Source organism: Lishizhenia sp. (assembly GCF_057456495.1).
This window is the reverse complement of the sequence record NZ_JBVCPV010000127.1, coordinates 1-8,759: the sequence shown is the minus strand read 5'-3', so window position 1 is coordinate 8,759 and position 8,759 is coordinate 1. Positions and strand designations below refer to the sequence as shown.

7 protein-coding genes are annotated in these 8,759 nt (G+C 38.2%); 2 read left to right on the top strand and 5 right to left on the bottom strand.

Features of this window, described 5'->3' with window-relative positions:
* The 4 genes from AC22ZQ_RS09805 to AC22ZQ_RS09790 all read right to left on the bottom strand — a co-directional run.
* Window positions 1-537 (bottom strand): NAD(P)-binding domain-containing protein (locus AC22ZQ_RS09805; RefSeq protein ID WP_318958606.1); only part of this gene is annotated, 537 nt, incomplete at its 3' end.
* A gap of 475 nt (window positions 538-1,012) precedes the next feature.
* Window positions 1,013-2,554, bottom strand: coding sequence for a VWA domain-containing protein (locus AC22ZQ_RS09800; protein WP_318958605.1), 1,542 nt, complete (start codon window positions 2,552-2,554; stop codon window positions 1,013-1,015).
* 104 nt (window positions 2,555-2,658) lie between these two features.
* Window positions 2,659-3,321 carry an inorganic pyrophosphatase gene (locus AC22ZQ_RS09795; protein ID WP_318958607.1) on the bottom strand — a complete coding sequence of 221 codons (663 nt, stop codon included), beginning with the start codon at window positions 3,319-3,321 and terminating at the stop codon, window positions 2,659-2,661.
* Between the two features lie 95 nt (window positions 3,322-3,416).
* Window positions 3,417-4,274 (bottom strand): M23 family metallopeptidase, encoded by an 858-nt coding sequence (locus tag AC22ZQ_RS09790; RefSeq protein WP_318958604.1) that lies wholly within the window; start codon window positions 4,272-4,274, stop codon window positions 3,417-3,419.
* A gap of 149 nt (window positions 4,275-4,423) precedes the next feature.
* Between AC22ZQ_RS09790 and AC22ZQ_RS09785 the strand changes: the two genes are divergently transcribed.
* A complete protein-coding gene (locus tag AC22ZQ_RS09785; RefSeq protein WP_318958603.1) occupies window positions 4,424-6,814 on the top strand; it encodes a choice-of-anchor L domain-containing protein in 2,391 nt (796 codons plus the stop codon).
* Window positions 6,815-6,858: 44 nt separating this feature from the next.
* Here the strand turns inward: AC22ZQ_RS09785 and AC22ZQ_RS09780 are convergent, their stop codons facing one another.
* Window positions 6,859-7,644 carry an SDR family oxidoreductase gene (locus AC22ZQ_RS09780; protein ID WP_318958602.1) on the bottom strand — a complete coding sequence of 262 codons (786 nt, stop codon included), beginning with the start codon at window positions 7,642-7,644 and terminating at the stop codon, window positions 6,859-6,861.
* A 160-nt stretch (window positions 7,645-7,804) separates the two neighbouring features.
* Here AC22ZQ_RS09780 and AC22ZQ_RS09775 point away from each other — a divergent pair.
* Window positions 7,805-8,759 (top strand): fibronectin type III domain-containing protein (locus tag AC22ZQ_RS09775; RefSeq protein ID WP_318958601.1); only part of this gene is annotated, 955 nt, incomplete at its 3' end.

The following is an 8,759-nucleotide window of genomic DNA, read 5'->3' as shown; positions in this document are numbered from 1 at the left end:
TGTTTTGATAAAACGCGAAGCCATGATTTCGGCCATTTCTTCGGCCAATTCTTCGTTAGAACAAGCTAAAGTAAGGTAAGATAAACGCTCTAGGGCTACTTCTTCGGCGTGACAAGGTCCACAAATAATACCGATATCATCGTAAGGAATATCAAAAGTTTTGTGGATGAAGCGCGCAGGAATAGCATTGTATTCTGGAACGATACCTTTCACGGCAGAAAAAACATACTTTCCTTTAAAAATTGACTTATCGATAGGTTCGAACAAATCATTTAAAAAGGCAGAAGGTGTAGCAATGATTAATATCTCCGCTTCTTCAATAACACGTACAATATCTGTGGTAACATCTATCTTATCTGTGTCAAATTCTACAGACTGTAAATAGCGTGGGTTTTTCTTGTATTTCTTGATGTGTTCTACAGCATCTTCGTTACGCATCCACCAACCTACTTTAGGTAAGTTAGTTACCAATATTTTAACCAATGCAGTAGCCCAACTACCACCTCCAATAACCGCTATTTTACGTGTTGTTTCCATGTTTCTTCACCAACAAAAATAAACATTAAAAAATACTGAGTATGCATGTTGTAAAATCTTTAACGAATTTGGAGAGTTTCTAAAGTGGAACGGAGCCTTTGAGACCGTTAGACTTTTAGATTTTAGAAAGGAAGTGTTGAGTTTGAGAATTTAGTTGAGGTGGAGTTTAAAGAATCAATAATTCAAAGAATTAAGGATTCAACAATTCATCTCTCGACTCCGCTCGAGAACCTTTCGTTCAAGCAAGTATAGGGGATTGAAGTTTGTCGAAGATTCTAACAAATTGTGATTGATGTGGTTTAAACCACGGAGCGCACAAAGCTTTTCACAGAGAGTGCTAAGAGTTTATGTCTTTATATATTTAAATAATCAATCGCAGGTTGATGCTTAAATTTTTAAATCCCACAAATCAAGGAGAACCTACGATAACAGGTTCTCGAGTAGAACCGAGAGACAAATTCCTCAAACCATCAAACTAATATCTATAACTCAACCTTCGTATAGCCTGCACCAAATTGTGACGGGCATCACTCAAATTGTTGATTGGGATAAAGGTACCTTGACCAATCGTACTTGCCTTTTCCATTTCGGCTTTTGCTCTCGGAGAATTCTTAATACCTACCACGCTTAAGTGAATATTTTTGCGCTTATATCTTCTAATCGTACGCTTGTAATCGTTAGAATTTCTGTTGAATGCACCATCTGTAATTATAATCACTTGGTTGTTTCCATCCGGTATATAGCTTTTTAAGGCTTCTTTGTACCCAATTTTAATGGCTTCACCACCGGAAGTATATCCAGAGGCTTCCATGCTTTCTACCATGGCTTTAATAGAGTCCTTGTACATACCCGAGGTAGCACTCATCAATACTTCCACATCAGAGGAGTAACTAACCAAGGCAATTTTATCGGTTGGACGCAACATGTCTGTAAGTTGATAAAGGGAATACTTCATCAATTCCAGTTTTTCGTGCGAGCGCATCGAAGAACTCACATCAATTACAAAAACGACATTGGTCGGCAAGAAATATTCTTCAGAGAAGTTGTTCGAATCCAAATCTTTTAACTCAACAATTTGTGGAGTTTCTTCGGTTGGGATAGGAGTTACTTCTTCTTCCACAACCTCAGGTTCGGCAGGGCTTTCTACTAACTCTTCTTCTGTCGGTTTAGGCTCTTCTTCAATAACGATTACTACCGTTTCTTCTTGAGGCTCTTCTTCGAGAACGATTTCAATTTCCTCTTCTTCCGTTTCTAGTGGGGCCTCTACTTCTTCGATTTCTTCCTCAACTACTACAGTTTCTTCAGCTATTTCTTCTGGAAGAGGCTCGGGGATTGACGTTGGTGCTTTTACTAAATCTATAATTATATAATTGCGCTGGAAGTTGATGTAAGCACCCTTCTCTTTGGTGTAATAACCAGGATGAGCAGCGTAAAAATAGGTGTAACCTAAGGGTACTTTACTTGTATGTTCTCCATTTTTGTCCGTTCTATCCTCCACTACGGGTTTTCCGCGTTGCAACAATACCAACTCACTCTTAGCAAGAGGTTCTTGTGTGATGGAGTCTCTTACCAAAACGGTAAGTTGAAAACTCGTTTCTTCTGCTATCGTTTGGGGTGTTTTTACGCCAAAAGCCGGACAGCGCGTAAAGTTGTTATCTAATTTTCTAGGCAAGGATTTCACATTCCCCTTAATAACGATTTCCGTAGGGGTTTGCTTATCGCTGGTATATACTAAAATGGTGTAAGCGAACCTACCTTTTGTTTTCGGATTTGCTTGTATGCGCAAAGTGATACCGTCGGCGGGTTGTAGTAATGACCCTTGGTGTATGTAGGTTACTTCTGGAGGTGTTTTAACGGATAAAATATAGTGGGCTGATTTTCCTTTATTCTCCACCCTGCAGTCTATATATCGCGGTGTGTTTACATTAATTTCGCCCAAGTCAAATTTTGTTTGACTGAACTTAATTTGTCCAAATCCAAAGAGAGGAAGAAGTAATAAGAGAAGTAAACTGCGCATAGTTATAAACTGAGTTGAGTTGCCAAAGTAAGGAAGTTCTGAAAAAGAAAAAACCTCGCTCTAAAATTAGAACGAGGTTTTTATTATAATGTTGTAATCTGTAATTAAGCGTTAACCTTCATTGCTTCTAACAAAGCATTTACTAAGTTTTCGTCTGCATTACCGAATTTGTTGATGTAATCTTCGTTACTTCTCTTGATTACTTCGTATGCTTCTTCTTTACCGTAAACATGCGTAATTTCAACTTCTTTAGCAGTACCTTCTAAATCTTTGTACGTTAAGAAGAAGTGTTTTACTCTGTTTAAAACCATTTCTGGAATCTCAGTGATGTCTTGAATGTTTCCGTAAGCTTGGTCACCTTTCAATACAGCGATAATTTTATCATCTGCCTCACCACCATCTATCATTCTAAATCCTCCAACAGGAATAGCTTCTGCCAAGATGTTTCCACGGTTAACTTCTCTTTCAGAAAGCACACAGATATCTAATGGATCCTCATCACCTACGATGTTCGTTCTTCCTGTTTTTTCGTTTGCGTATTCAGCAACTTTAGTATCACAGTAAGTTTGTGGAACAAATCCGTACATGCATGGCATGTGGTTAGAAAACTTCTGTGGTCTGTCAACCATAATGTACCCAGAATCTTTGTCTACTTCGTACTTGATAGCATCAGAAGGAATGATTTCGATAAATGCATTGATCTTCTTTGGCGTATCTTCTCCGATAGTAATTCCGTGCCATGGGTGTGCTACAAATCTCTGGTTCATAGCTTTTACAATATTTTGAACGTCTTTTTTCATAACTGGATTTTAACGCCGCAAAAATAATTGATTTTATTGAAAAGCCTACTGCCTTAAGCTATTTACTTGAAGGACATGAGTCCTAAAGGATTGATTGGTTCAGAATTTTGCCAAATTTCGAAGTGAAGATGAGGTCCTGTAGTATGTTCTCCTGTATTTCCAGACAAAGCAATTATATCTCCCTTTTTGATTTTATCTCCAGCGTGTTTTAAATTTTCTTGATTGTGTTTGTAAATCGTTGTGTATCCATTTTCATGAGCAATAATGATGGAATACCCGTCTTCTTCTGAGTATAAACTTGAAATGACAATTCCATCTAAACAAGCTTTAACATTACTACCCTCCGAAACACTAATGTCAACACCTGGATGATTTCCGTTATTGAATCCTTGACTAATCACTCCCTTTACAGGATCCATGAAAAGTAAGTCGCCCACATCAATGGTTGTCGTTTGATTTACATTTCCTTCTTCGATAGACTTGTTAATTTCTGCGGCTAATTTTAACTCATTTTGAGAGCGCGCTGTATCTAATTCTATGTTTTCTAGATTGATTTCTTCGGGTTTACTGTAGTACACAGAGTCTACTGATATATCACCTAAAATCACTTTTTTAAGGTTTTCCAAGTATAGATCTCGCGTTTCAATTTCGTGTTCTAAGCGCTTGGTTTCTTCCAAGGCTTTTTCATATTTCTCCTTGTTTGGATTCGAATATCCTTCTGGCATGAGGTAGCCAAGAGGAGTGAAGATGAGTAGAGAGAGAACGATTCCTGCAATGATGAGTGTAAGTAAAATCATCAAACTCAACATCTGTATGCGGTTCAATTTGAAGCCCCATTTTTCCTGAAAGGTTTCTGTATTGTACCCAGCGATTTTAGTCGTGCGTGTTAACTTTTTCCAAAAACTCGTTTTCTCTTTCATTTTAACAAAAATAGAAGGCTTTCGGTGAATATAACATCCTTAGTTGTCAAATTAAAATTGGAGAGGTAGATTTTATAAAATTTTGGCTTACTTATTGTTTAGTTTAAAACAACTTTATTGTCTTTTTTTCGTTATTTTTATAAGAACTAGTGAGAAGTCTAATCTTAATATTATTAATCCTTAGTCAAACGGCCTTCGGTCAGTTGGTTACCAGCAATAACACGCCGAATAATTTGGTGCAAAATGTGTTGCTCGGAACAGGGGTTCAAATCTCCAACGTAAACTACGTTGGGTCTCCTGGTTCTATAGGTTATTTCAACGGGGCAAACACCAATATTGGTTTGGATGAAGGGGTAATTCTTACCACAGGTACTATAGCCAATAATCCTGCCGGACCACACGGGCCAAATAATCAAGCAAGTGCTGGGGTAAGTTTGAACGGTGGAGGTTTTACAAAATTAGATGCACTCGTTAACGGAAGTTCAACTTTTGATGCCACGATTCTAGAATTTGATTTCATCCCTTTTAGTGATACCGTAAAGTTTAATTATGTTTTCGCCTCTGAGGAGTATCCTGAATTCGTAAATTCTGAATTCAATGATGTCTTTGCCTTCTTCATCTCTGGTCCGGGTATCCCTGGGGGAGAAAAAAATATGGCACTTATACCAGGGACCAATGATCCTGTAGCGATCAACAATGTAAATAACGGTTTCAATAATAATGGGAACTGTATGAACTGTGCTTATTATGTAAATAATGGTAACGGAAGTACCTTTCCTGAAAATTCAAATAATTACTACGTTCAATACGATGGTTTTACAACGCCTTTACAAGCAATTAGTGCGGTAGAATGTGGAGAAACCTATCACCTAATTATAGCCATTGCCGATGTCGGTGATGGGTTGTATGACTCCGGTATTTTCTTGGAAGCGAACTCATTGAGTTCTGAATCACCTGTAACGATTGATTATAGTTTGTCTAGTTTAGCATTTGGGGCATCGAACATCATGGCAGAAGGTTGTGTGGATGCAACTTTTGAAATTACAAGACATGGTTACCGTGTAGACCAAGCAGAAACGATTACTATAGTTCCTTCGGGTACAGCTACAGAAGGTGTAGACTACACGAATATTCCGAATGCAATTAATTTTACACCGGGCCAGGTCACGCAAACATTTACTTTTACAGCCTTAGCGGATGGTATTGCTGAAGGCCAAGAAAATATTATTCTAGACTTTTTTATATCCGACGCTTGTGGGAATAATAATGCCCAAACTTTTGAGATATTTATCAATGATTTGGAGAATGTTGAAGTGGAAGTGGCAGATCAAACCGTCATTTGTCCAGGAGAACTGGTTCAATTAACGGCAACAGCTTCAGGCGGAGGAGGGAGTTATACCTACCTCTGGAATACAGGAGACACTACCCAGTCCATCGTTGTGAGTCCAACATCTACCACAACCTATTCAGTGGCAGTAACAGATGATTGTTTAGATCAAACAGCGCAAACAACCGTTGAGGTTACCGTACCCTTATATCCGCCATTGGAGCTGAATGCGACAGGGGATATTATTGAACAATGTCCTTACGTACCTTATACACTCTATAGTAATGCCTCAGGAGGAGCTGGTTTTTATCAATATTCATGGTGGAGTAGTGAGGATGGATATGTGAGTACAGCAGATTCGTTAAATATCGCTCCAGATACCAGCACAGTATATGCGATTGTTGTAACAGATCAATGTGGGAACGTAATTAGTGATACCATTGACTTTACCGTTTTAAGTCCCCCGTTAGAAGTTTCAATTACAGATCCACCGCAAATATGTCCGGGAGAATCTGTTACACTTACGGCCTCTGCAACGGGTGGTTTTGGAAATTACTATTTCTATTGGCCAGATTTGAATGATAGTTCAACAACGGTTACGGTAAATCCATTGAGTACGACGACCTATGAGGTTCAGGTTTACGATGATTGTGGAACCTTCACGGTTTCAGAGTATGTACAAGTCGTTGTTGTTAAACCAACAGTTGATTTTACCATTAGCTCAGGAACAGTATATCAAGATTTACCGATTACTTTCCAAAACCTTTCCCTGAATTCGGTTTATTATTCTTGGGACTTTGGTGATGGCAATACTTCTAATATGGTCCATCCGAACAATACTTATGATGAACCAGGTACATACATTGTGCAACTGATTGGAGAGGATGATAAGGGGTGTATAGATTCAATTTCTAAACCGATTGTAATTCTACCAGAGTTTTATTTATACATACCCAATACCTTTACCCCAGATAATGATAGGCATAACAATGTCTTCGAAGTGAGTGCGGTGAATGTGGTGGAGTTTGAAATAGGAATCTTTAATAGATGGGGTGAATTAATTTTTAGTTCTCAAGATGTGAATTTCCAATGGGATGGAACAAACCCGCAAGGTAGAATTGTGAAGGATGGTACGTACATTTATAAAGTGAAATATAAATCCATCAATAATGATGAAGATATTATCGTTGGCCATGTCAACGTATTGAAATAAAAAAAGGAGACGATTTCGTCTCCTTTTTTGTTTTTGGTGTTAACCTATAATGATTTAGTTCTTCCTCCGTCTACTGGAACGTTAATTCCATTGATGTAACTCGCGGCAGGTGAACATAAGAAGGCAACTGCATTGGCAACTTCTTCTGGTTCAGCAATTCTTTTCATTGGACTTTGATTCGCCATCCCTTGCTTAATGTCCTCAACATTTCCACCAGTTTTATCAGCTTTGTTCTCAATGATTGAACTTAAACGAACTGTATTCGTTGCTCCGGGTAATACATTGTTAACAGTGATGTTAAATTGACCCAATTCATTGGCCAATGTTTTACTCCAGTTGGCAACCGCTCCACGAATAGTGTTACTAACTCCTAAACCATCTAATGGTTGTTTAACACTTGTACTAATAATGTTTACAATTCTACCGTATCCAGCAGCTTTCATACCATCCATTAGGGCTTGAACCATGATATGGTTACAAACTAAATGTTGTTGGAAGGTATTGGTGAATTCAGAGATTTCTGCTGCATGGATTGGTCCTCCTTTTGGTCCTCCAGTATTGTTAATTAATATATGGGCTTGGTTGTCTTTTGCCCATCCACCAATAATTGATTTTAATTGTTCGGGTTGAGAAAAATCAGCTACTAGGTAACTGTGATTTTGTTTTCCGTTGTTGCTTAACTCTGCAACGGCAGCTTGTAACTTGTCTTCGTTTCTCGCTACTAAAACACAATTAGCACCTAATAGAGCTAATTCTTTTGCACTTGCTAATCCAATTCCTTGAGTACTACCACAAACTACGGCAGTTTTATTTTCTAATGATAAATTCATCGTTGTTTTTTTTCAGATTTTCAAAGATAGGAATATTGAAGAAACGAACTAGAATTTGAAGCGCGGGTCATGCATTAACAAATATTTGAAAATGTGTGAAATATTTCCAACCCAATTATACTGTATATCGTTTATAGAGCGAATGAATAAACTTTTAAAAATGAAAAAGAAATTACTAATGGTCTCCGCAATGCTCCTCGCAGCTTTCGGGGTGAGTGCGCAGTGTACACCACTTGCTGCACCATTTATTGAAAACTTTACGTCAAATTCCGCACCTACATGTTGGTCAACATACCAAACAACGGGAAGTGGTTGGGTATTTAACGGTAATCCTGGATACGATGTTTCAGGAACACAAGATCACACTGGAGGTATATCAAGTTCAGATTTTGCATGGATAGATTTTTCTGTTCCAGATGCAGGAACTTGTTTAGAATCTCCAGAAATTGATGTTACGGGTATGGGTGCACCAGCACTAAGATTTTGGCACATCAGTCACGTATCTAATACTTCGTATTTAAATTTAATGGGAACGTACAATGAGCTTTTTGTAGAGGCTTGGAATGGTAGTTCTTGGGTAACGGTTGCTTTAGAGCAAGGAGAAAATGGTGGTGCTTGGACAGAGTATTACTATGATTTTACTCCATATATCTACAACACAAGCCTTATTAAATTTAGATTTAGAGGTGAACCAACCAATACAACGTATGCGTATTACAATGACTTCTTGTTAGATGATGTAGAGGTTTTTGATGGGTCAACGTTTTGTTTTGCACCTTCTAACGGATCTGTATTAGGAGCAACGGCTTCTTCTGTTACCTTAGATTGGGCAGGGTCAGGATCAAACTACATTGTAGAATATGGTCCATCTGGATTTACACCAGGAACAGGTACTTACGTGAATAATACAGGTGCGCCATCTACTGTTACAGGATTAACAGCAGGTAACACGTACGATTTTTACGTATATCAAAACTGTGTATCTTTAAGTGATACATCAACAGCGATTGGTCCACTTACTGCTACAGCACAGTGTTCTCCAGTAACAGACTTTTTTGTGAATTCTGCATCAACCTCAGACGCAAGTCTTGAGTGGATTTCTTCAGGAGCTAACT

Bases quoted from the DNA above. Each gene is read 5' to 3' on its own strand.
- AC22ZQ_RS09790 (WP_318958604.1), bottom strand. From the start codon at position 4,274: ATGAAAGAGAAAACGAGTTTTTGGAAAAAGTTAACACGCACGACTAAA.
- AC22ZQ_RS09795 (WP_318958607.1), bottom strand. From the start codon at position 3,321: ATGAACCAGAGATTTGTAGCACACCCATGGCACGGAATTACTATCGGA.
- AC22ZQ_RS09800 (WP_318958605.1), bottom strand. From the start codon at position 2,554: ATGCGCAGTTTACTTCTCTTATTACTTCTTCCTCTCTTTGGATTTGGA.
- AC22ZQ_RS09780 (WP_318958602.1), bottom strand. From the start codon at position 7,644: ATGAATTTATCATTAGAAAATAAAACTGCCGTAGTTTGTGGTAGTACT.